19 protein-coding genes and 2 tRNA genes are annotated in these 18,307 nt (G+C 70.3%); 4 read left to right on the top strand and 17 right to left on the bottom strand.

Going from position 1 to position 18,307, the window contains the following annotated elements:
• Window positions 1-159: 159 nt before the first annotated feature.
• Window positions 160-232, bottom strand: a tRNA-Ala gene (locus ACFZDK_RS31535).
• A gap of 114 nt (window positions 233-346) precedes the next feature.
• Here ACFZDK_RS31535 and ACFZDK_RS31530 point away from each other — a divergent pair.
• On the top strand, window positions 347-1,558 hold the full coding sequence (locus ACFZDK_RS31530; protein ID WP_390977305.1) for a glycosyltransferase 87 family protein: 1,212 nt from the start codon (window positions 347-349) through the stop codon (window positions 1,556-1,558).
• Here the strand turns inward: ACFZDK_RS31530 and ACFZDK_RS31525 are convergent.
• The 3 genes from ACFZDK_RS31525 to ACFZDK_RS31515 all read right to left on the bottom strand — a co-directional run bounded on the left by ACFZDK_RS31525 (window position 1,537) and on the right by ACFZDK_RS31515 (window position 3,485).
• Window positions 1,537-1,770 carry a hypothetical protein gene (locus ACFZDK_RS31525; protein ID WP_006136074.1) on the bottom strand — a complete coding sequence of 78 codons (234 nt, stop codon included), beginning with the start codon at window positions 1,768-1,770 and terminating at the stop codon, window positions 1,537-1,539. The two genes, ACFZDK_RS31530 and ACFZDK_RS31525, sit on opposite strands and share 22 nt — an antisense overlap.
• Before the next feature lie 3 nt (window positions 1,771-1,773).
• Window positions 1,774-1,947 carry a hypothetical protein gene (locus tag ACFZDK_RS31520; RefSeq protein ID WP_107483215.1) on the bottom strand — a complete coding sequence of 58 codons (174 nt, stop codon included), beginning with the start codon at window positions 1,945-1,947 and terminating at the stop codon, window positions 1,774-1,776.
• Window positions 1,948-2,015: 68 nt separating this feature from the next.
• Window positions 2,016-3,485, bottom strand: a complete 1,470-nt coding sequence (locus ACFZDK_RS31515; protein ID WP_390977304.1) for an MFS transporter — start codon at window positions 3,483-3,485, stop codon at window positions 2,016-2,018.
• Between the two features lie 124 nt (window positions 3,486-3,609).
• On the opposite strand from ACFZDK_RS31515, the gene ACFZDK_RS31510 reads away from it, so the two are divergent.
• Window positions 3,610-4,521, top strand: coding sequence for a helix-turn-helix domain-containing protein (locus tag ACFZDK_RS31510; RefSeq protein WP_390977325.1), 912 nt, complete (start codon window positions 3,610-3,612; stop codon window positions 4,519-4,521).
• 60 nt (window positions 4,522-4,581) lie between these two features.
• Here the strand turns inward: ACFZDK_RS31510 and ACFZDK_RS31505 are convergent.
• From ACFZDK_RS31505 to ACFZDK_RS31475, 7 genes are all read right to left on the bottom strand, one after another.
• Window positions 4,582-4,654: transfer RNA gene (locus tag ACFZDK_RS31505), tRNA-Ala, on the bottom strand.
• 111 nt (window positions 4,655-4,765) lie between these two features.
• Complete coding sequence (locus ACFZDK_RS31500) at window positions 4,766-5,440, bottom strand: histidine phosphatase family protein (RefSeq protein ID WP_390977303.1); 675 nt, start codon at window positions 5,438-5,440, stop codon at window positions 4,766-4,768.
• The gene (rsfS, locus tag ACFZDK_RS31495; RefSeq protein WP_390977302.1) at window positions 5,434-5,874 is read right to left on the bottom strand and encodes a ribosome silencing factor; all 441 of its coding nucleotides are present in this window, start codon (window positions 5,872-5,874) and stop codon (window positions 5,434-5,436) included. Before rsfS ends, ACFZDK_RS31500 begins: the two co-directional genes overlap by 7 nt.
• Window positions 5,875-5,978: 104 nt before the next feature.
• Window positions 5,979-7,664: a LytR C-terminal domain-containing protein gene (locus ACFZDK_RS31490; protein WP_390977301.1), complete on the bottom strand. Its 1,686-nt coding sequence runs from the start codon at window positions 7,662-7,664 to the stop codon at window positions 5,979-5,981.
• A 16-nt stretch (window positions 7,665-7,680) separates the two neighbouring features.
• On the bottom strand, window positions 7,681-8,373 hold the full coding sequence (nadD, locus tag ACFZDK_RS31485) for a nicotinate-nucleotide adenylyltransferase (RefSeq protein ID WP_390977300.1): 693 nt from the start codon (window positions 8,371-8,373) through the stop codon (window positions 7,681-7,683).
• A 69-nt stretch (window positions 8,374-8,442) separates the two neighbouring features.
• Window positions 8,443-8,610, bottom strand: a complete 168-nt coding sequence (locus tag ACFZDK_RS31480) for a hypothetical protein (RefSeq protein ID WP_365683022.1) — start codon at window positions 8,608-8,610, stop codon at window positions 8,443-8,445.
• 153 nt (window positions 8,611-8,763) lie between these two features.
• Complete coding sequence (locus ACFZDK_RS31475; protein WP_390977299.1) at window positions 8,764-8,925, bottom strand: hypothetical protein; 162 nt, start codon at window positions 8,923-8,925, stop codon at window positions 8,764-8,766.
• A 98-nt stretch (window positions 8,926-9,023) separates the two neighbouring features.
• On the opposite strand from ACFZDK_RS31475, the gene ACFZDK_RS31470 reads away from it, so the two are divergent.
• Window positions 9,024-10,142, top strand: a complete 1,119-nt coding sequence (locus tag ACFZDK_RS31470; RefSeq protein ID WP_390977324.1) for a M48 family metalloprotease — start codon at window positions 9,024-9,026, stop codon at window positions 10,140-10,142.
• Window positions 10,143-10,198: 56 nt separating this feature from the next.
• Here the strand turns inward: ACFZDK_RS31470 and ACFZDK_RS31465 are convergent, their stop codons facing one another.
• From ACFZDK_RS31465 to proB, 5 genes are all read right to left on the bottom strand, one after another.
• On the bottom strand, window positions 10,199-11,269 hold the full coding sequence (locus tag ACFZDK_RS31465) for a hypothetical protein (RefSeq protein WP_390977298.1): 1,071 nt from the start codon (window positions 11,267-11,269) through the stop codon (window positions 10,199-10,201).
• Between the two features lie 100 nt (window positions 11,270-11,369).
• Window positions 11,370-11,954 (bottom strand): hypothetical protein, encoded by a 585-nt coding sequence (locus tag ACFZDK_RS31460; RefSeq protein ID WP_390977297.1) that lies wholly within the window; start codon window positions 11,952-11,954, stop codon window positions 11,370-11,372.
• 168 nt (window positions 11,955-12,122) lie between these two features.
• Window positions 12,123-13,409 (bottom strand): glutamate-5-semialdehyde dehydrogenase, encoded by a 1,287-nt coding sequence (locus ACFZDK_RS31455; protein WP_390977296.1) that lies wholly within the window; start codon window positions 13,407-13,409, stop codon window positions 12,123-12,125.
• 119 nt (window positions 13,410-13,528) lie between these two features.
• On the bottom strand, window positions 13,529-13,957 hold the full coding sequence (locus tag ACFZDK_RS31450; RefSeq protein ID WP_046733220.1) for a hypothetical protein: 429 nt from the start codon (window positions 13,955-13,957) through the stop codon (window positions 13,529-13,531).
• Window positions 13,958-14,080: 123 nt separating this feature from the next.
• Window positions 14,081-15,187 carry a glutamate 5-kinase gene (gene proB, locus ACFZDK_RS31445; RefSeq protein ID WP_390977323.1) on the bottom strand — a complete coding sequence of 369 codons (1,107 nt, stop codon included), beginning with the start codon at window positions 15,185-15,187 and terminating at the stop codon, window positions 14,081-14,083.
• Between the two features lie 247 nt (window positions 15,188-15,434).
• Between proB and ACFZDK_RS31440 the strand changes: the two genes are divergently transcribed.
• Window positions 15,435-16,862 carry a polysaccharide pyruvyl transferase family protein gene (locus ACFZDK_RS31440; RefSeq protein WP_390977295.1) on the top strand — a complete coding sequence of 476 codons (1,428 nt, stop codon included), beginning with the start codon at window positions 15,435-15,437 and terminating at the stop codon, window positions 16,860-16,862.
• Between the two features lie 34 nt (window positions 16,863-16,896).
• Here ACFZDK_RS31440 and ACFZDK_RS31435 read toward each other — a convergent pair whose 3' ends face one another.
• Entirely contained in the window at window positions 16,897-18,057 is a 1,161-nt protein-coding gene (locus ACFZDK_RS31435; protein WP_390977322.1) for a glycosyltransferase, read from the bottom strand.
• Between the last annotated feature and the right edge of the window lie 250 nt (window positions 18,058-18,307).

The raw sequence follows: 18,307 nt of genomic DNA, 5'->3' as shown, positions 1-18,307 counted from the left end.
GGGCGGGTCACCCGACTTCGGGTGACCCGCCCCACGCCCGTGAGAAGAAAACAGCGCGAGAAAGACCGTGGCCGACGACGCGGACTGTTTGCGCTGAACTTTTTTCGGGACAACGTCGAAGGCGGACCATCCGTCCGGATGATCCGCCTTCGACTTCTGTGGAGCTAAGGAGAATTGAACTCCTGACCTCCTGCATGCCATGCAGGCGCTCTACCAACTGAGCTATAGCCCCTTGCTTGCGTTCCGCCCGGTTTCCCTGGCGGCGACGCCAACATTACACGGTCGACAGGGTGCACCACCAAATCGTTTCCGTTCTGTGCGGATACGGGCGCTAGTGTCGGACTTCGTGACTGTGATCGCATTCTCCGAGACCCGGCGCCGGGTGCCGGTGGCCCTCGGGGCGTGCCTCTTGTCGTTCACGGCGTTCTGGGTGGCGCAGCGGGCCGCGCACGTGTCGATGATCGACCTGATGGTCTACCGGGCGGAGGGGTCGACGGTCCGTGCGGGCGGCGATCTCTACGCGCTGCGTACGACGGCGGCTCATCTGCCGTCCACCTACCCGCCGTTCGCGGCACTGCTGTTCACTCCCCTGACGTTGCTGGACGTCCCGAGCATGCGCACGCTGGCGACGGCCGGGAACCTGGTTCTTCTCGTGGTGTTCGTCGGGCTGTCGATGCGGCTCGTCGGGCACGCGCGCGTGGAGCGTGTGCTGTGGGTCGCGGCCGTGGCGGTGTGGTGCGAGCCGGTGTGGACGACCGTGCGCTACGGGCAGGTCAATCTGCTGCTGGCCGCGCTGGTCCTGTGGGATCTGTCACGTCGTCCCGGCGAACGCCCGGACCGCTGGGCCGGGGTGGGTGTCGGGCTCGCCGCGGCGGTCAAGCTGACGCCCGCCCTGTTCGTGGTGTTCCTGCTCGCGACGGGCCTGGTGGCGCGTCTCGGAGGACGGGACGGGGGCCCGTGGCTGCGGCAGGCGCGCGGGGCGGCCGCCGCCTTCGCGGGGGCGACCCTGTCGGCGGCGGCCGTCCTGCCGTACGACTCGTGGCGGTTCTGGACGGGGATGGTGTTCCGGACGGGCCGGGTGGGGCGAGCCGAGGAGACCGCGAATCAGGCCCTGCGCGGCGTTCTGGCGCGGTTGCTGCACACTCCCGACCCGGGAGCCCTCTGGGTCGCCGCGGCGGCTCTGACGGCCGCCCTGGGGCTCGCGGTGGCGATCACGGCGGAGCTGCGCGGCCGGCGGGCCTGGGCGGTGGCCGTGTGCGCGGTGACCGCCCTGCTGATCAGCCCCGTGTCCTGGTCGCACCACTGGGTGTGGTGCGTGCCCGTCGTGCTGCTGCTGTGGACGCACGGGCGACGGGCGGCGGCCGTGGGCACCTCGCTGGTCTTCTGCTCGTACGCCCTGTGGTGGGTGCCGCACGGACTCGGACGGCCCGAACTGCGTCAGAACGGTGTCGACTTGACGCTGTCGGCGCTCTACACCGCCACCGGCGTGCTGTTCCTGGTGCTCGCCCGGACATCGTTGCCGAGGCCGGGCCCCGCTCAGGCCGTGACGAACGAGTAGAACCTCTTGAGTGTGCAGTGCTCCTCTAGGAGACGGCCGTAGATCGGCTCGCCCTCCAGCTCACGGTAGGTCTCGATCGGGTCGCCTTTTATGATCAGCGCCCGCGCGCATTCCTCGCACCAGTACTGGTAGTCGGGGTTGATCGGCTCCATGTCGCGGACGATCGGGGTGCCGCTACCGCACCAGTCGCACTTCCGCCTGTGTGCACCCATCGATCAGCTCCAGCTGTGGCCGCAGGCCGTGCACACGTAGGAGATCCCGCCGTTGTCGCCCAGTACTTGGGCCACATGCACGGAACCGCAGGAAGGGCAGAGCAGGCGGGTGATCGTGTCCCGTATCAACGCCGCACCGAGGAGGTGGCCGCCCTCCTCAAGGATGCTCGCAGGCATCGCTACTCCTCCCGTCGGGCCGCGCCCCCTTCCGGCCGTTTGATTCTGCCACGGCCGGACCAATACGGTCAGCGACGCCTCAGTACCAGTCCGGACACGGCACCCGCGGCCGCCGTCGCGGCGAGCGCCCATGCGCAGGCTGACAGCGCCTCCGCAGAGGTATACGCCTCCGGGCCCCCAAGTGACTCAAGCCGGTTCAAGAACAGTGTGCCGAACGCGGCGACGCCCATGAGCTGCCCGAGTTGGGTGACGGTCGCCAGGAGCCCGCTGGCGTCCGCGGCGTCCTCGGGGCGCACGGTTGCGAGGGCGCCAGTGAGTGTGGGGCTGAAGGCGAGAGCGAGCCCCGCGCCCACGCCGGCGTACGCCACATAGAGCCACGCGCCCCCGTCGCCGCCCCCGTGGAAGGCCAGCCCGACGCCGGCCACGCCCAACGCAGCGAGCGCGAACCCGGCCGGGGTCAGCAACCGCTGCCAGGAGGCGGGCCACCGGCGCCAGGTCAGCGCGACCGCGCCGAAGACGACGGCGGTCGGCGCGAAGGTGAGTCCGGCGCGCAGCGCGCTGTAGCCGAGGCCGCTCTGGACGTGCAGGGTGAGCGCGAACAGGAATCCGGCGTTGACGGCCATGACGGCGAGGATCCGGAAGACGGCCACCCCCATGCCGGGGTGGCGCAGCACCCGGGGTGCGACGATCGGGGCGCCGCCGCGCCGGGCCAGGCGGGACTCGTAGCCGCAGAACAGGGCGAACAGCAGCACGGCGGCGGCCAGGGACAGCCAGGACCACAGCGGCCAGTCCTCCTCCTGCCCGAGCACGAGCGGGACCGTCAGCAGGGACACGGCGGCCGCCAGCAGGACCAGCCCGGGCAGGTCCATGCCGCGGGCCCGCTCGGGTCCGGATCCGGCGGCGGGCGGCAGGACGCGCCTGCCAAGGACGAGGAGTACGGCGCCGACCGGCACGTTGACGAGGAACACCGGCCGCCAGCCGGTGCCGAACAGGTCCGCGCTGACCAGGACGCCGCCGATGACCTGGCCTGCGGCGGCGCCGACCGCGAGGACCGCCGAGTAGGCGCCGAGCGCCCGGATGCGGGCCTCGCCGGTGAAGGTGCGCTGGATGATGCTGAGGACCTGCGGGATCATCACCGCCGAGCCGGCGCCCTGCACCAGCCGGAAGACGATCAGTTCGGTGGCTCCCTGGGCCAGTCCGCAGGCCAGCGAGGCCGCCGTGAACAGGGCGAGGCCGGCGAGGTGGACCCGGCCGTGCCCGAGCCGGTCGCCGAGGCGGGCGCCGGTGATCAGCAGCACGGAGTAGGTGATGGCGTACCCGGCGACGACCAGCTGCAAGTCGGCGCCGGAAGCGTTCAGTTCGGAACCGATGGTGGGGGCCGCGACGTTCACGATGAAGACGTCGAGCACGGCCATGAACAGGGCCGCGAGGACGACTGCGAGCAGCAGTCGGGGCCGGTTGTCAGTGCCGGGTGCTTCACTTTTCACAGGGCTCGGAACGGGTGCGGGACCTGGTCCCGATCGGGATGTCGTCGTCATGCCATCGAGCGTGGCGAGGGGCCGGTACGGGTGCCGAGAGCCCGCCGATGCTGGTACTGGCAGCACCTGGCAGGGGGCGGGCCGGGAGCGCACGCTGGATGACGTGACGACGGGGGACCTGACGATGGGGACGACAGCACACCGCCGCAGGCCGGAGCTGGCCGCGTTCCTGCGCACCAGGCGGGCCCGGGTGACACCGGCCGACGTCGGCATGCCGCCGGGGCTGCGGCGGCGCACTCCGGGGCTCAGGCGGGAGGAGGTCGCGCAGCTCTCGGGCGTGGGCGTGACCTGGTACACATGGCTGGAGCAGGGTCGGCCGATCAACGCGTCGCCGCAGGTGCTGGACGCGGTGGCCCGCACGCTGATGCTGGACCCGCCGGAGCGGGAGCATCTGTACCGGCTGGCGGAGGTGCCCTTCGCGCCGGCACCCGAGGGGCTGTGCCGGTCGGTCGGCGCGGAGGTGCAGGGCATCATCGACGCCCTCGATCCGCTGCTCGCGGTGGTGTACACGTCGCGCTACGACGTGCTGGCCACGAACGCGGCCTACCGGGACCTGTTCCTGGTGCCGGAGACGGTGCGGATCGGCGTGCCGAACGTGTTGTGGACGCTGTTCACGGTGGCGGAGGACGCCTGTCCGGTGGCACACCGGGAGCGTGAACTGCCCATGATGGTGGCGACGCTGCGTTCCTCCTACGGCAGACATGTGGGGGAACCGGCCTGGGAGGACTTCATACGCGCGCTGTCCCAGGCCAGTCCGTTCTTCGCCCGGTTGTGGGCGAGCGGTGCGGTGTCGCAGCCCGGGCCGCGGGTGAAGACGTTCCGTCATGAGGCGGTGGGCGAGCTGCGGATGACCTCGCAGTCGCTGTCGATCGACGGGATGCCGGAGTCCCGGATCGTGGTCTACACCCCGGAGGACGAGCGGACCCGGGAGAAGGTGGCGTCGCTGCGGGAGCGCAGGCAGCGGCTGTGGCCGGTGACGGACGAGGCGGCCGCCCGGATCATCCGGGAGTGGAACACAGAAAATCCCGCCCTCTGATGGGGACGGGATTTCATCACCGATCTTTGACAACTCGACAGTGTGTGGAGTGTCGATCTGTGGAGCTAAGGAGAATTGAACTCCTGACCTCCTGCATGCCATGCAGGCGCTCTACCAACTGAGCTATAGCCCCGTGCGTTCTTCCCGTCTTTCCGCTCGGCGGGCGAACAAGAAGAACTTTAGCCTGCGACCTGCCGGAAAGTGAAATCCGGGCCCGGGGGCGGGCCCGGTGGTCCCACGGTCCTCAGTCGTCGTCGCCGAGGACGGGCTCCGGGAGGGTGCCCGCGTTGTGCTCCAGGAGTCGCCAGCCGCGGGCGCCTTCGCCGAGCACGGACCAGCAGCAGTTGGTGAGACCGCCGAGGCTCTCCCAGTGCTGGGAGTCCAGGCCGAGGAGGCGGCCGATGGTGGTGCGGATGGTCCCGCCGTGGCTGACCACCACGAGGGTGCCGTCCTCGGGCAGCTTCTCGGCGTGCCGCAGCACGACGGGGGCGGCCCGGTCGGCGACCTCGGTCTCCAGTTCGCCGCCGCCGCGGCGGACCGGCTCACCGCGCTTCCAGGCGGCGTACTCGTCGCCGTAGCGGCCGATGATCTCCTCGTGGGTGAGGCCCTGCCACACGCCCGCGTAGGTCTCCCGCAGCGCCTCGTCGCGGACCACGTCGAGGCCGGTGAGGACGGCGAGCTGGTCGGCGGTCTCGGCGGCCCGCTTCAAGTCCGAGGAGACGATCGCGTGGGGCCCCAGGGAGGCGAGCAGCCGGGCCGCGCGGCGGGCCTGGCCGATGCCGGTCTCGGTGAGGTCGACGTCGGTGGAGCCCTGGAAGCGGCGTTCGACGTTCCAGGAGGTCTGGCCGTGGCGCCACAGGATGATGCGGCGGCCGCGGCCCTTGCGGTCGGTCACCTCTCCGGTGGCGCTCATCACCATTCCCCGCCCGGCTCGCCGTCGTCGGCGGCCTGCAGCCGGGCGTGCTCCTCGGCCTTGCCGCGGGTGGCCTTGGCGTCGGCGGGCAGCTCGAGCTCCGGGCAGTCCTTCCAGAGCCGCTCCAGGGCGTAGAAGACGCGCTCCTCGCTGTGCTGGACGTGCACGACGATGTCGACGTAGTCGAGCAGGATCCAGCGGGCCTCGCGGTCGCCCTCGCGGCGCACCGGCTTGGCGCCGAGTTCCTTCTGGAGGCGTTCTTCGATCTCGTCGACGATCGACTTGACCTGGCGGTCGTTGGGTGCGGAGGCCAGCAGGAAGGCGTCCGTGATCGACAGGACGTCGCTGACGTCGTAGGCGATGACGTCGTGGGCGAGCTTGTCGGCGGCCGCCTGCGCGGCGGCGGTGATGAGCTCGATGGAACGGTCGGTGGCGGTCACTGCGTGGCTTTCCGTCGGCGGTCGTTTGACCTCAAGGGTCTCACGGACCGCCGGGCGCACCCCACGTGATTACCGGGTCACGTGGGGTGCGGTGGGCGGGTGCCTCAGGAGGAGGACGGCTTGTAGTCCTGGCCGAGGACGACGGAGACGTCTGCGCCGGAGCCGACCGTGCCCTTCACCACGTCCTTGGCGTCGAGGCCGAGGGTCTTGGCGACCTCGGTGGCGTTCTCCTTGTCGGAGGCGCCGGAGTACAGCACCTTGGAGGTCGCCTGGGTGCCGGAGGCCGTACCGCCTTCCAGGAAGGTGTAGCCGCCGTTGACGAGGACCACGCGTGCCTTCTCGGTGTTGTCCTTGACGCCGGTGGCGTTCTGGACGGAGACCCGTACCGCGGAGCCCGCGGAGGGGCTCTTGGCGGTGCCGCCGAGGATGTCCTTGACAACGCTGGAGCTGGTCTCGGCGCTCAGGGTGCCGTCGTTCTGGACCGGCAGCAGGGCGGTCTTGTAGTCGCCGCCCTTGGCGAGGTCGGCGAGCTTGGCGAGGAAGGAGCCGAGGTCCTTGTCGGTCAGCGACGGGTCGAGGATCTGCGCGAGGGTCTGCACGGTGACCGTGGCGGCCGACGCGTCGGAGGACATCTTGCGCAGCACGCCCTGCATGACCTGCCCGAACCGCTCCAGCTGGGCGTTCTGGGCCTCGCCGGAGGCGCGGTAGGTGGCGTAGGCGACGGCGGCCTTGCCGCTGAGGGTCTGGTCCTTGCCCTTGTGGACGAGGGGCTCCTCGCCCTTCTTCTTGGCGTCCGGGTCGGGGACGTCGGCGTTGGTGTCGATGTCGATGTTGCCGACGAGTTCGACGAGGTTCTGCAGGTAGGGGGTGTCCAGGCGCCAGGTGCCCTCGATGTTGGTGCCGAGGACGGTGTCGAGCTGGTCGCGGGTGCCGGAGGAGCCGTCGCCGTCGACGGACTTGGCGAGGGTCGTGGTGGTGCCGTCGTCGTCGGTCAGGGCGAGCGAGTTGGGCAGCAGGACGGTGCTGCCCTGCTTGGTGGTGGTGTTGTCGACGAGCAGCGCGGTCGAGGTGCCGCCACCGCTGGTGTTGTGCAGGTGGACGACGATCACGTCGCGCTTCTGGGCGGCCGCGGAGGTCGTCGTGCCGCCCTTGGTGGTGGAGGACGACAGGCCGGGGATCTTTCCGGCGTACCAGAGGTAGCCGACGCCGCCGATGGCGACCAGGGCGAGGACGACGACCAGGGCGATCACGCGACTGCGGGCGCGGCGCTTTGCCTCCTCGCGGCGCTCGGTGCGGTTCTCGGTGAAGTTCAGCCAGTCGATGACGTCCTCGGAGTCACCGTCGGGCTGTTCGACGAACGCGAACTGCCCGGTGTGGTAGTCCCGTTCGTCCTCGGTCTGCCGGGGGCCGGTGGACTGGTCGGCCGGTCCGGCCTGCTGCGGGATGTGCGCGGTCTGCTCGGCGACCCGGGGCTGCCGGCCGCTGCCGGCCGTCTGCCCGTAGGGGTCGTAGGCGGGGTGCCCGCCGGTGGCGTACGGGTCGTAGGCGGGCGCGGCCGGCTGCCGGCCGGTGTCGTGGACGGGCGCCTGCTGCCCGGTGTCGTACGACGGCGCGGTCTGCTGTCCGCCGCCGGCGTACGGGTCGTAGCCGTAGCCCTGTCCGGCGTACGGGTCGTACGTCTGCTGCTGTGGCTGGGCCGGGATCTGGCGGTACACCGGCTGCCCGTACTCGTCGTAGCCGACGAGTTCGTACTGGTCGCTTCCGTAGCCCGCGTCGTATCGGTCGTTCACCGGTGCCCCTCTCGGCTCACTCGCCGCGGTACAGCTCGCGCTTGTCGATGTAGCGCACGACTCCGTCCGGCACCATGTACCAGATGGGGTCGCCCTTGGCGACTCTCGCACGGCAGTCTGTGGAGGAGATGGCGAGCGCGGGAACCTCCACCAGCGAAACGCCCCCCTCGGGGAGGCCGTGGTCGGTCAGGGGATGCCCGGGCCGGGTGCAGCCGATGAAGTGGGCCAGGGAGAAGAGTTCCTCCGAGTCCCGCCAGGTGAGGATCTGGCCGAGGGCGTCGGCGCCGGTGATGAAGAAGAGGTCGGCGTCCGGGTTGAGGGCGCGCAGGTCGCGCAGGGTGTCGACGGTGTAGGTGGGGCCGCCGCGGTCGATGTCGATACGGCTGATGGAGAACTGCGGGTTCTCGGCTGTCGCGATGACCGTCATCAGGTAGCGGTCCTCGGCTGGCGAGACCGCGCGGTGGGTCTTCTGCCACGGTTGCCCGGTGGGCACGAACACCACCTCGTCGAGGTGGAACTGGGCGGCGACCTCGCTGGCCGCCACGAGGTGCCCGTGGTGGATCGGGTCGAACGTTCCGCCCATGACGCCGAGGCGGCGCTTGCCGGTGTGCGCGGGACCCGCCGGCGTGTATCGCGGGGTCCTCACCCTGTCGTCGGCGGTGTCGGCCTCGTCATGCGCCGGACCGGTAGGCATGTCCTGCTCTCCCATGCGTGCAGACCCTACCGGCCCGGCCCGTGGGCCCCGCCCGGAGGACGGCTGCCGGGCTCGGCGGCCGGCTCAGCGGTCGCGGTTGAAACGGGTGGTGATCCACAGCAGGAGCAGCAGGATGATGAACGCGCTGCCACCGGTGACGAGCGGGTCGAGGCTGTTGTGGTTGCCACCGTGCTCCTCGCCCTCGGCGGCGAGGGTGACCAACTGGGCAGCGGTGCTGTGAAGATTCATCATCTGCGGCAGGACCTATCGCGTGTGGACGGGATAAAGACGTCGGCCCATCGTATGCGGGCGGCCCGGCGGCGATCACGCCGACTCCTCCGTTGGGCCGACTCCCGCGTCGGGTGGACTCCCGCGCCACGCCGGGCGGGGAACGATCCCGCTGGTTCAGTCGTCCTTCTGTTTGTACCCGCGCAGCAGGAACCAGGCGGTCAGTCCGCAGCCCAGGAACATGACGATCAGGATGACCCGGAGCAGGTCGCCCGAGCCCTGTTGCTGGGCGGCGCTCGCGGCCTGGGTCAGCCAGGCGGCCGGGGGGGTGTGCTCCATGGGGACTCCTTCGGCTGTACTGCCCGTCCACGGTATCTCCGCCTAGGCTGGGCCCTGCCTCGGGGGCACGGCAGACACTCACGCACATGGGGGATGACATGTCCGACGACGGCCACGAGCAGAACGGGCACGAACGCGTGCCGAGCAGGCAGCGCAGGCGGTTCCAGGGGATCTCCTCGCGTGCGTACGAGCATCCGGCCGACCGTTCGGCGCTGGTGGCGCTGCGCAAGCTGAGCGGCTTCGACACGGTCTTCAAGGCGCTCAGCGGGCTGCTTCCGGAGCGGAGCCTGAGGCTGCTGTTCCTGTCCGACTCGGTGCGGGTGTCGGACCAGCAGTTCGCGCACCTGAACGACATGCTGCGGGACGCCTGTTACATCCTGGACCTGGAGAAGGTCCCGCCGATGTACGTCAACCAGGATCCGCAGCCCAACGCGATGTGCATCGGCCTGGACGAGCCGATCATCGTCGTCACCACCGGGCTCGTCGAGCTGCTCGACGAGGAGGAGATGCGGGCGGTCGTCGGTCATGAGGTGGGGCACGCGCTGTCCGGGCACTCGGTGTACCGGACGATCCTGCTGTTCCTGACGAACCTGGCGCTGCGCGTCGCCTGGATCCCGCTGGGCAACCTGGCGGTCCTGGCGATCGTGACGGCGCTGCGGGAGTGGTTCCGCAAGTCGGAGCTGTCCGCCGACCGGGCGGGGCTGCTGGTGGGCCAGGACGTGCGGGCCTCGATGCGCGGGCTGATGAAGATAGCGGGCGGCAACCATCTGCACGAGATGAACGTGGACGCGTTCCTGCAGCAGGCCGAGGAGTACGAGGCCGGGGGCGACCTGCGCGACTCGGTGCTGAAGATCCTGAACGTGCTGCCGCGCTCGCACCCCTTCACCACGGTCCGCGCGGCCGAGCTGAAGAAGTGGGCGGAGTCCCGTGACTACCAGCGGATCATGGACGGTCACTACGCGCGGCGCACCGAGGACAAGGACACCTCGGTCAGCGACTCGTTCAAGGAGTCCGCGGCGAGCTACGCGAGCGATGTGAAGAGCTCCAAGGACCCGCTGATGAAGCTGGTCACGGACATCGCGGGCGGGGCGGGCGGCCTCGGCGGGCGGGTCAAGCGGGGCTTCGAGGGGTTCGCCAGCGCACCGCCGCCGAAGGGTGCGCCCGCGCAGGACGGACAGCCGCAGGACGCTCCCCCGCGCGACGACGAGGAGGAGTAGCCGACGAGGAGCAGGAGAGCGGGCTGGGCTTCCCTTTCCCGTCAGGCCTTCCCCCGTCAGACCTTCGGCTCGGCCGCGGCGGCCAGGGTCCCGCACAGGGCGGTGGCGCTGTCCGTGGCGTAGGGGTTCGTGCCCGCCGGGCCGCCCGCCCTGGCCGTCTCGCCGGCCAGCAGGGGGTGGAGGTGGTTGGCGCTGTCCTCGGCGCAGGACAGCGGGCCCGCCTGGACGTAGGAGACGACCAGCTGGGTCTGGTGCAGGCGCAGGTCGTCGCGGTCGAAGCGGAAGGTCAGCTCGCGGCGGACGGTGAACAGGGAGACCTCGGAGCCGGCCGGGGCGCCGGTGGGCCGCAGCGCGTAGACGAAGGTGTGGTCGGCGGTGACCTCCAGGGTCGCCGCGTCGGTCTCGGTGGCCTGCAGGTTGCCCCGGACGCGGATCTTCGGGTCGGCGAGCTCGGCCCGGGTGGGGTCGAAGCGGACCAGCCATCCGGTGGGGGCGTGCCGGCCGTCGGCCGTGGGGTGGTCGAAGCTCTGGTCGAACTGGTCGAGCTGGCCAGGGTCGATCAGCACCCGTGCGGGCCGCACCTGGCTGCTGTCGAGGACCTCGGGGTAGAGCGAGGAGCGGACGAGGTAGTCCTTGGCCGTGGTCAGGGCGGTGACGACCTGGCTGTCGGAGAAGTGCGCGGTGCTGCGGACGACCGGCAGCGGTATCCCCTCGGCGCCCACGCCGTACTGGGCGGCGGGGCTGTGTGCGAACAGGGTCTCGGCGTCGGCGGCGCCGGGCACCTTGCCCTGCGGGGCGAGCGGGATGACGGTCATCCGCAGGGGCTCGACGGGCTGCTGGGCCTCCTCGGTGCCGTAGGGGTGGCGGACGCCCATGTAGATCGCGGTGCCGAAGGCGACGAGGATCAGGAGGACCAGGATCAGGGCCTGCCGGGTGAGGCCCCGGCGCAGGGGCGGGCGGCGGCGTACGGCGGGCGCGTGATCGGTCATGCGTTCGCGCGCGGAGGACTCCTGGAGGCGGGCAGCACGGACGAACGACTCGTCGAAGACGACGGATCGGTACTCGTCCTCTCCACCCACGGGGCCGCCCTCGGGTGTCCCCTCAGGTGGGTCTGCAGGCCCGCCCATACTTTCAGAGTAGGTCTCGGGAGCCTCAGGTAAACGCCCTGCTACACGACAACTTCTGACAGGTTCTCACCAGGACTGCCACCAGGGCGGCCATGACCGCTCAGGGGGTGCGCGGGATCGCGGAGGCCGCCGACTTGGCGGGCTGGGAGTAGTCGGCGGACACCGAGGGAGCCGCCGCGGTGCCCTGTTCCAGGCCGGTGGAGGGGGGCCTGGGCACCTGGTCGCGGCTGCCGCCCGAGGAGGCGCCGCGGTAGACCGCAGCGAAGGCGAGCGCGACCATGCCTATGCCCATGACGAGGGCGAGCACCCAGGCGACGGGTCGGTGCCAGCGGACGTGTTTGCCGTACGTCCCGGCGGCGCCGTACCGGTCTTCGAGTACGTCGGTGTCGTCAAGGTCGTCGAGATCGGCGCCCGGACCGAAATCGGGACCGTCGGGGTTGTAGCCGTCGTCGTAGCGCTCGCCTCTGGCGTGGGCGCGGCGGGCTTCGGCCTCGGAGGCCTCGGCTCTGGCCTGGGCGGCGGCAAGGAGGCGTTCGACCGCGGTCGGCTCGTGGATCACGGCCGCCTTCACGAAGGCCTCGTCGAAGACCACGGAGTCGAATTCTTCGTCCGACATTCCGTGGTCATGGTCGTCGTCGGGCTCCCAGCCGTCAGGGAACGGCGCGCCCCCCACGTCCTCCGGCACGGATCCAGAGTAGACCTGGGGGGTCAATTTGGGCAGACGGTATGGAAATTCATAGGCCCGGTGAGACGCCTCTCACGCCCGCCCCGGGGGCCCGCACGCCCTTCCGCGCGCCCGTGCGCCGTGGGCGTCCGCCGTTGGGCCGTACGGGTGCCGGCGGCCGTACGGGTGTCAGCGGCGGATGTGGCCGTCGCCGGTGACGATGTACTTGGTGCTGGTCAGCTCCGGGAGGCCCATGGGGCCGCGGGCGTGCAGCTTCTGGGTGGAGATGCCGATCTCGGCGCCGAAGCCGAACTGGCCGCCGTCGGTGAAGCGGGTAGAGGCGTTCACGGCGACGGTGGTGGAGTCGACCAGCTGGGTGAAGCGGCGGGCGGCCTGCTGGGAGGTGGTGACGATGGCCTCGGTGTGCCCGGAGGTCCACAGCCGGATGTGCTCGACGGCCCGGTCGAGGGAGTCGACGACGGCGGCGGCGATGTCGTACGACAGGTACTCGGTCTCCCAGTCCTCCGGGACGGCCTCGACGACGGTCGCCTTGGAGTCCTTGGCGTAGGCGAGGACGCGTTCGTCGGCGTGGATGGTGACACCGGCCTCGGCGAGGGCGTCCAGGGCGCGCGGCAGGAACTCGGCGGCGATGTCCTGGTGGACGAGGAGGGTCTCGGCGGCGTTGCAGACGCTGACCCGCTGCGCCTTGGAGTTGATCAGGATGTCGACGGCCATGTCGATGTCGGCGTGGGCGTCGACGTAGACGTGGCAGTTTCCGGTGCCGGTCTCGATGACCGGGACCTTGGACTCCATGACGACGGTCTGGATGAGGGAGGCGCCGCCGCGCGGGATGAGGACGTCGACGAGGCCGCGGGCGCGCATCAGCTCGTGGACGGACTCGCGGCCCTCGCCGGGCACCAGCTGGACGGCGTCGGCAGGCAGCCCGGCGCCGCCGACGGCGTCCCGCAGGACCCTCACCAGCGCCGTGTTCGACTCGTAGGCGGAGGCGGAGCCGCGCAGCAGGACGGCGTTGCCGGACTTCAGGCAGAGGGCGGCCGCGTCGACGGTGACGTTCGGGCGGGCCTCGTAGATGATGCCGACGACGCCGAGCGGGACGCGGACCTGGCGCAGGTCGATGCCGTTGGGGAGGGTGGAGCCGCGGACGACCTCGCCGACCGGGTCGGGCAGCTTCGCGACATCCCGCACGTCGGAGGCGATGGCGCAGATCCGCTCGGGGGTGAGCGTGAGCCGGTCGACGATGGCTTCGCTGGTGCCGTTCTCGCGGGCCTTGGCGATGTCCTTGGCGTTGGCCTCGACGATCTCGCTCGTACGGACCTCCAGCGCGTCCGCGATGGCGAGCAGCGCGTCGTCCTTCACCGCACGCGGCAGCGGCGCGAGGTCGGCGGCTGCTGCCTTGGCGCGGTAGGCGGCCTGGGTGACCGGGGACATGGCGTCGTAGGGCGAGAGCGTCGTCATGAGGGAAGGGTAGTGCGCTCCGTGAGCCCGTCCACGCGGTATCCCATACCGCGAGACGCGATCAAAACGGGGCAATGCCCACAGGGCTCGTGCGGGGTCGCACGGGGATCGGACGATTCTCAGAAGGGGTGGATGCCGACCGGTGTCGCGGGCGGCGGGCCGTAGCCCTCGGCGATGCGCTGGTGGTAGGTGGCGCGGTCGATGACCTCGAGACCGACGATCTCCCAGGCCGGCAGGCCGGCGGTCTGCCGGTGCTCGCCCCACAGCCGCAGGGCGACGGCGGCGGCGTCGTGGAGGTCGCGGGCCTCTTCCCAGTAGCGGATCTCGGCGTGGTCGCAGGCGTAGCGACTGGTGAGGAGGAACGGATGGTCGTGGGCCAGTTGTTCGAGTCCACGGCGCAGCTCCGGCAGCGGGACCTCGGCACCGCAGACGCTAAGGGTGACGTGCCACAGGCGGGGCAGGTCCTTCGGCTCCTCGTAGGTGTCCCCGGCCGCGACACTCGTCAGAGCACCGCGGGACGCCGCAGCCCCAGGGCGCACTCGTCTCACGACGGCCTCCTTCAGCTGTGCTCGTGCGGAACGTGGTCCTGAGACAAAGTTGAGCAGGCCGCAAGGGTTCGTGTGGCGGTTTTACGGAACGTCCCCCACCGGGGTCCGTCGTTACGCCCGGTTTTACGGGTACAGGACCACCAGGTCGTCCCTGTGTACGACCTCCCGTTCGTACGCCGGGCCCAGCTCGCGCGCCAGCTCCCTGGTCGAACGCCCGATCAGCTGCGGGATCTCCTTGGCGTCGAAGCTGACCAGCCCCCGGGCGACCGCGCGGCCCTCGGCGTCACGCAGCTCGACGGGGTCACCCGCGCTGAATTCGCCCTCCACCGCTGCGATCCCTGCCGGCAGCAGCGATTTGCGGCCTTCGACGACCGCGCGGACGGCGCCGTCGTCGAGGGTGAGCGAGCCCTGCGGGGTGGAGGCGTGCTGAAGCCACAGGAGGCGGTCTGCGGACCGTTTGCCGGCTGGGTGGAAGTAGGTGCCGGTGTCGCCCCCGGAGAGCGCGTCAGCGGCGTGCACGGCGCTGGTGAGGACCACCGGGATGCCCGCGGCGGCCGCGATCCGGGCGGCCTCCACCTTGGTGACCATCCCGCCGGTGCCGACGCCGGCCTTCCCGGCGCTGCCGATCTCCACGTCCGCGAGGTCCTGCGGGCCCCGCACCTCCGCTATCCGCGAGGTTCCGGGCCTGCTGGGGTCGCCGTCGTAGACGCCGTCGACGTCCGAGAGGAGGACCAGGAGGTCGGCGTGGACGAGGTGGGCGACGAGGGCGGCGAGGCGGTCGTTGTCGCCGAAGCGGATCTCGTCGGTGGCGACCGTGTCGTTCTCGTTGACGATCGGGAAAGCGCCCATCGCGAGGAGTTTGTCGAGGGTGCGGGAGGCGTTGCGGTGGTGGGCGCGGCGGCTCATGTCGTCGGAGGTGAGCAGAACCTGTCCGACGCGGACGCCGTAGCGGGCGAAGGAGGCGGCGTAGCGGGCGACGAGCAGTCCCTGGCCGACGCTGGCCGCGGCCTGCTGGCGGGCCAGGTCCCGGGGGCGGCGGCGCAGCCCGAGCGGGGCGAGGCCGGCGGCGATCGCGCCGGAGGAGACCAGGACGATCTCCTTCTCTCCCCCGCTGCGGCTCTTGGCGAGGACGTCGACGAGCGCGTCGACCCGGTCGGCGTCCAGGCCGCCGGAGGCAGTGGTAAGCGAGGAGGAACCCACCTTGACGACGATCCTGCGGGCCTCGCTCACGGCCTGCCTTGCCCTTGCCACGTCCTGTCCCCACTTCGTCGCGCGTGGCAGCAATCTACGCGAACGGGACCGACGCCAGGCGCGCACGTCCAGCCTCCGGACAGCCGCCGGACGGACGACAGGCGCACGACAGGCAGCCGGCCGGACACAGCGGCACGTGATCGTGCGCTCACGTCCCGCATACGGCAAAAAGGTTGCGTTGACTGTGTATGGAAATCGAAACGAACTTAAAGTTAACTTGAAGTTTGTGTCATCTAAAGAGCGCAGCGAGAAGCGCATCCTCCTCAGGTCGGGAAAGAGTCCCTACGACGTCGTCGGCGTCGAGGAGGCCCTGCACCGGGACGTCATCGCCACCAACTCGGGCAACCTGATCTTCAGCGACGCCGCCCACAAGATCCTCGAGACGCCGGGGACCGAGGTCGTCTCCAACGGCATGCCCTCGGACGTCTCCGCCGCCGGGCGCATCAACGAGGAGTACGACGCCTTCGTCATCCCGCTCGCCAACGCCTTCCGCCCGTCCTTCGAGAGCGCGTTGAAGCGGATGACCCGGCTGATCTCGAAGTTGAGGATCCCGGTCGTCGTGCTCGGTGTCGGTGCGCAGACGGGGGTGAGCTACAACCCGGAGCGGCTGAAGCGGATGGAGCCGACCGTCCGGGAGTTCTGTGCGGCGGTGCTGGAGCGCAGCGCGTCGATCGGTGTGCGGGGCGAGTTCACCGAGCAGTACCTGAAGGCCATGGGCTTCAAGGACGTCGAGGTCATCGGCTGTCCTTCGCTGTTCATGCACGGCGACCGGCTGTCGGTGCACAAGAAGGCGCTGGAGTTGACGCCGGAGTCACGGATCGCGATCAACGGTTCGCACAGCGCCGTCCGCGCGCAGGGCCTGGACCGGATCATCACGCGTACCCACGAGCGCTACCCGTATCTGCGGTTCGTCGGCCAGAACCTCAGCGACGCACGGCAGTTGCACTGGCGGGACCTGTCGGATCCCAACGCCGCGGTGACCGCGATGCCGTCCCACCCGGACCACCCGATGTACCGCGAGGACAAGGTGCGGGTCTACGTCGACCCGATCACCTGGATCGACGATCTGCGTTCTTTCGACTTCTCCTTCGGTTCGCGCATCCACGGCAACATAGCGGCGCTGCTCGCCGGCACTCCGGCGACCGTGCTGTGCGGTGACTCGCGGACTCTGGAACTGTGCCGATATTTCGAGATCCCGCACCGGCGGCTGGACCAGGCGGTCAAGGACCCCGAGTCGGCGGATCCGGCGAAGCTGTACGCGGAGGCCGACTTCGGCGGGCTGGTCGGCGGTCACCGGGAGCGTTTCGAGCAGTTCACCGGCTTCCTCGGCAGGAACGGGCTGGAGAACACCTTCACGCACGGCGACGGCGGCGCGGCTTTCGAGGAGCGGATGCGTTCGCTGACGTTCCCGGCCGGCATCCGTCCCTGGAACGAGGCGGACGTCGCCTCTCTCACCTCGCGGTTCGGCTGGCTGCACAACCGCATCGACGAACTGTCGCTGGACAACGCCCGGCTGCAGAAGGACCTGGCGCGCGCGGGGTCCCGTGCCAAGGCGCCCGTCGTGTCGCCCGCCCTGCCGCCCGCCTCGGTCTACCGGCGGGCCCGGCGGGCCGTGGGCAGGCCCATCCGCCGGGCACTGGGGACGGGCCAGTAGTCGCACGGACGGACGGCGGTCCGGCCGTGTCCGGTCAGACCGCCGCCGCCTTCACGCCCCGTGTCGGCAGCGTCCGGCGCATTCTGCGCACGGCGCGCCGCAGGAAGGTGTTGGCGGCCTCCTCGCGGTAGCCCTCGACCGCGCGGGCCTCACGGGGCTCTGCGAGATAGATCCAGTCGGGGATCCCGGCCGCCTTCGCGCGGAAGTGCGGGTACACGAGATACACGTGCGTGCCGCGCTTCTCCAGAAGGGCGCCCGCCTGCTTCTTCGCGCGGACGAACTCGATGACGTCGACGAGCGGCCCGGGGCGCTGAACGGCGACCAGGTGCAGGCGCAGCCGTTCGTGAACCCTGAGACGGCGGGCGACCTCGGGGTTCCAGTGGGTGTCCATCAACGGCTGGGCCAGTTCCATCTTGTGCCGCCGGACCTCCTCGCTGTCCTTGAGGAACTTGGGGCCGAACTGCGGGAGCAGGGTGACCAGGAACGGCCGGACCATGAGCGTGTCGCGGCGCGGTCCGGCCGGCACCATGTCGGCGATCAGGTTCATCAGGGCGCGCGCGGAGTCGAAACGCAGGGTGTAGCTGCCGGTCTTGGTGACGTGTTTTCCGTCCTCGCGGCCGACCAGGTAGTAGCAGGGGTAGTCGGCGACGACGGAGACGCCGTCGGCGCGCAGATAGGCCTCCATGGTGAACAGCGCGTCCTCGCCGGTCCACAGGGATTCGTCGAACCGCATGCCGTGCTGTTCCAGCAGGGCGCGTCGGAAGAGTTTCTGGGCGCTGAGCGTGAACTTGATGTTGGAGGAGAAGACGTCGGTACGGTTCAGCGTCTTGTGCCACATCGACTTCGGGGGTTTGCGGTTGATCCCCTCGACCTTGCCGAGGACGACGTCCGTGCCGTTCTTGTCGGCCATGGCGACCATGCGCTCCAGGGCCTCGGGGCCGAGCCGGTCGTCGGCGTCCAGGAAGAACACGTAGCGGCCGGCGGCCTTGCCGAGGCCGACGTTGCGGGGGCCGCTGGGGCCGCCGGAGTTCTCCTGGTGGATCACGGTCACCGGCATGGCGGCGCGGGCCGCGAACTCCTCCAGGTACTCCCCTGTGCCGTCGGTCGACCCGTCGTCGACGGCGATGACCTCCATACGAGCCGGGTCGAGGGTCTGGCGCTCGACGGAGGCCAGGCATTCGACGAGATACGGCATCGCTTCGTACGCCCCGATGATCACGGTCACATCAGGCTGCGCAACGACGGTCACGTTTCCCCCTAGTCAATGGTGCGTTCCCCCTGTGTCGCCTGGATCGCAACGTTTTAGATGGCTGACCGCCGCCGCGGGTTGCCTTGGGACACGCCTCCAGTGGCCTAGCTCACATGACCAACGGACAGCTGGATGGTGTACGGCGGGTTACGTCGGACGGTACGGAAGTGCGGTAAGAGCCGTTCACCGAAGACCG

It is taken from the genome of Streptomyces sp. NPDC007901 (assembly GCF_042959465.1).
Classification (GTDB): domain Bacteria; phylum Actinomycetota; class Actinomycetes; order Streptomycetales; family Streptomycetaceae; genus Streptomyces.
Note: the sequence above shows the minus strand (reverse complement) of the source record. Positions and strands in the feature narration are given on the sequence as shown.

What these genes read in the sequence shown, in the direction of transcription:
- ACFZDK_RS31515 (WP_390977304.1), bottom strand. Translation starts at nt 3,485, where the DNA reads ATGACGACGACATCCCGATCGGGACCAGGTCCCGCACCCGTTCCGAGC.
- ACFZDK_RS31470 (WP_390977324.1), top strand. Translation starts at nt 9,024, where the DNA reads ATGTCCGACGACGGCCACGAGCAGAACGGGCACGAACGCGTGCCGAGC.
- ACFZDK_RS31525 (WP_006136074.1), bottom strand. Translation starts at nt 1,770, where the DNA reads ATGGGTGCACACAGGCGGAAGTGCGACTGGTGCGGTAGCGGCACCCCG.
- ACFZDK_RS31480 (WP_365683022.1), bottom strand. Translation starts at nt 8,610, where the DNA reads ATGATGAATCTTCACAGCACCGCTGCCCAGTTGGTCACCCTCGCCGCC.
- ACFZDK_RS31500 (WP_390977303.1), bottom strand. Translation starts at nt 5,440, where the DNA reads ATGGTGATGAGCGCCACCGGAGAGGTGACCGACCGCAAGGGCCGCGGC.
- nadD (WP_390977300.1), bottom strand. Translation starts at nt 8,373, where the DNA reads ATGGGAGAGCAGGACATGCCTACCGGTCCGGCGCATGACGAGGCCGAC.
- ACFZDK_RS31510 (WP_390977325.1), top strand. Translation starts at nt 3,610, where the DNA reads ATGGGGACGACAGCACACCGCCGCAGGCCGGAGCTGGCCGCGTTCCTG.
- ACFZDK_RS31465 (WP_390977298.1), bottom strand. Translation starts at nt 11,269, where the DNA reads ATGGGCGGGCCTGCAGACCCACCTGAGGGGACACCCGAGGGCGGCCCC.
- ACFZDK_RS31435 (WP_390977322.1), bottom strand. Translation starts at nt 18,057, where the DNA reads ATGCCGTATCTCGTCGAATGCCTGGCCTCCGTCGAGCGCCAGACCCTC.
- ACFZDK_RS31520 (WP_107483215.1), bottom strand. Translation starts at nt 1,947, where the DNA reads ATGCCTGCGAGCATCCTTGAGGAGGGCGGCCACCTCCTCGGTGCGGCG.
- ACFZDK_RS31475 (WP_390977299.1), bottom strand. Translation starts at nt 8,925, where the DNA reads ATGGAGCACACCCCCCCGGCCGCCTGGCTGACCCAGGCCGCGAGCGCC.
- ACFZDK_RS31455 (WP_390977296.1), bottom strand. Translation starts at nt 13,409, where the DNA reads ATGACGACGCTCTCGCCCTACGACGCCATGTCCCCGGTCACCCAGGCC.